The following is a 3,149-nucleotide window of genomic DNA, read 5'->3' as shown; positions in this document are numbered from 1 at the left end:
ACCCCGAGCCGGCGCTCGACCGCCCGGACGACGTCCAGCAGCCGTGGGTAGTCCAGCCCCAGCTCGGCCAGCCCCCGTAACGCCCGTCACCTCAGCGGCAGTCGAAGGACGCGCCACCGGGCGGCCGGCGGCGGCCCATGGCGGGCCGGGCGCGCGGGAGATCGAGACGTGGCTGGTCGACCGGGTCGCCACCCGGCTCGGGCTGCCGCCCACCAGCATCGACGTGACGCAGCCGTTCGCCTCCCTCGGGCTGGGCTCCCGTCAGGCCGTCGCGCTCTGCGACGAACTCGGCGCCTGGCTGGGCCGCCCCCTGACCCCCGGGGTGGTGTTCGACCATCCGACCGTGCGCGCCGTCGCGCTCCATCTGGGCGCCGGCCACGGCGCCGCGGGCGCCGTCACCGCCCCCGGGGCCCGGGCCATGCCCGCGGCCGGCCCCGCCACCGTGACGGCCGCCCCCGCGCACAGTCGGGAAACGGAGGGCGGCGCCGGCCCCGAGCCCGTCGCCATCGTCGGCATCGGCTGCCGGTTCCCCGGCGCGCCCGACGCCCGCGGCTACTGGCGGCTGCTGCTCGACGGCCGCGACGCCGTCACCGAGGTGCCGCCCGACCGCTGGGACGCCCGGCGGGTCGACGCGCCCCCGTACGGCGGGTTCCTGGACCGCGTGGACGCGTTCGACGCCCGCTTCTTCGGGATCTCCGCGCGGGAGGCCGAGCGCATGGACCCCCAGCAGCGGCTGCTGCTGGAGACCGCCTGGCAGGCCCTGGAGGACGCGGGCATCGCGCCGACCGCCCTGGCCGGCGGCCCCACCGGCGTCTTCGTCGGCATCAGCGGCCACGACTACGCGGCCCTGCCGATGGGCCGGCTCGCCGATGTCGACGTCCACGCGGCGACGGGCAACGCCCACTCCGTGGCCGCCAACCGGCTCAGCTACGTCCTCGATCTCCAGGGCCCCAGCCTCGCCGTGGACACCGCCTGCTCCTCGTCGCTGGCCGCCGTGCACGCGGCCTGTCAGAGCCTGCGCTCCGGCGAGTGCGACACGGCGCTCGCGGGCGGGGTGAACCTGCTGATCACGCCCAATCTGTCGGTGGCCTTCGCGGAGGGGCGGATGCTCAGCCCCGGCGGCCGCTGCCGCACCTTCGACGACGCGGCCGACGGCTACGTCCGCGGCGAGGGCGTCGGCCTCGTGCTCCTCAAGCCGCTCTCCGCGGCCCTGGCCGACGGCGACCGGATCTACGCCGTCATCCGGGGCTCCGCCGTGAGTCACGGTGGCCGCTCCAACGGGCTGACCGCCCCTCGCGGCGCGGCGCAGCGCGCCGTCCTGGAACGCGCCCTGGCGCAGGCGGGGTTGACGGGCCGCCAGGTGGACTACGTGGAGGCCCATGGCACCGGCACCTCGCTCGGCGACCCCGTGGAGTGGGAGGCGCTGTCGGCGGTGTACGGCGCGGGCCGCGCCGGCGGCGAGCCGTGCCTGGTCGGTTCGGCGAAGACCGCCATCGGACATCTGGAGGCCGCGGCCGGCATCGCCGGGCTGATCAAGGCGGCGCTGGTGGTGCACCACGGCGAGGTGCCGCCACTGCTCCATCTGCGCACGCCCAACCGGCGCATGGACTGGGAGGGTTCGGGTCTGGAAGTGCCCACGAGCCGCAGGGCGCTGCCGGCCCCGGGGCCCGGCCGGCCGCCGCTGCGCGCCGGGGTGAGCTCCTTCGGCTTCGGCGGCACCAACGCCCACGCCGTGCTGGAGGCGCCGCCCCTGCCACGGGAGCGGCCGGCGGCGGGCGGCGCGGGGGCCGCCGCCCCGCTCGCCGAGCGGCCGGTGCACGCGCTGTGCCTGTCGGGCCACACGCCGACGGCGCTGCGGTCCCTCGCCCGGAGCTACCGTGCCCATCTGGCCGCCCACGAGGGGACGCCGCCGGCCGAGCTGTGCCGGGCGGCCGGCACCGGCCGGGCGCATCTCGCCCATCGCGCCGTCGTCCTGGGCGGCTCGCGCGCGGCGCTGGACGCCGGGCTGGCCGCGCTCTCGCGCGACGAGGCGGCGCCGGCCGTCGTGCGCGGCGAGGTCATCGGCCGGTCGGAGCCGAGGGTCGCCTTCCTCTTCAGCGGCCAGGGCACCCAGTACACCGGCATGGGGCGGGCGCTGCACGACGCCCACGCCGGCTTCGCCCGCACCCTGGAGCGCGCCGACCGGGTGCTCCGCCCCCATCTCGGCGGCCCGGCACTGCCGGAGCTGCTGTTCGACGAGGCCCACGCCGACCGGCTGCGGCGCACCCGCCACTGCCAGCCCGCGCTGGTGGCGCTGGAGGTGGCGCTGGCCGAGCTGTGGATCTCGCTGGGCGTGCGGCCGGCGGCGGTGCTCGGTCACAGCGTGGGCGCGTACGGCGCCGCCTGCGTGGCCGGGGCGCTCTCCCTGGAGGACGCGCTGACGCTGGCCGCGGTGCGCGGCCGGCACATGGACGCCCAGCCCGGCGACGGGGCGATGATCGCCTGCCGGGGGGACGCCGACGCGGTCCGGGCGGCCGCGGCGCCCTACGCGTCGGTGGCGATCGCCGCGGTCAACGCCCCGGACCACCTGGTGCTGTCGGGGTCGCGCCCGGAGATCGAGGCGATCGGCGACGTGCTGCGGGAGCGCTCGGTCACCGTGCGGCGGCTGGCCGTCTCGCACGCCTTCCACTCGAAGCTGATGGCCGGCGCGGCGGCGCCGCTGCGCGAGGCGGCGCGGTCCGTCACGGCGGCGCGCCCCACCGTCCCCTGGGTGTTCGACGCCACCGGGGAGCCGGTGGAGCGGGTGGACGCGGACGGCTGGGTGGAGCACATGCTGGGCACCGTGCGCTTCGCGGACGGGGTGCGCGCGCTGCGCCGGCTGGGCTGTGACACATTCGTGGAGGTCGGGCCGCACCCGACGCTGCTGGGCATGGCGCGGGCGGTGGTGGCGGCCGAGGACGGCGGCGGCGAGGTGCTCCGGCTGCCGTCGCTGCACCGGGGGCGGGACGGCTGGGAGACGCTGCTGACGTCGCTGGGCCGGCTGCACTGCGCGGGCGGCGCGGTGGACTGGGCCGCGCTGGACGAGGGGCGGCCGCGCGCGGTGGTGCCGCTGCCCTTCACGGTGTTCGAGCGGCAGTCGTACTGGTTCTCGCCCTCGGGCGGGCGGGACG

At 78.2% G+C, this 3,149-nt stretch carries 1 protein-coding gene; it reads left to right on the top strand.

Annotated elements, in window-relative coordinates:
* Positions 1–223: 223 nt before the first annotated feature.
* The coding region (locus ACSNOD_RS29970; protein ID WP_436770227.1) for a type I polyketide synthase at positions 224–3,149 on the top strand (2,926 nt) is incomplete at its 3' end.

It is taken from the genome of Streptomyces sp. URMC 123 (assembly GCF_051386515.1).
In the GTDB taxonomy this organism is placed as follows: Bacteria; Actinomycetota; Actinomycetes; order Streptomycetales; family Streptomycetaceae; genus Streptomyces.
This window is presented reverse-complemented; position numbering and strand designations above follow the sequence as displayed.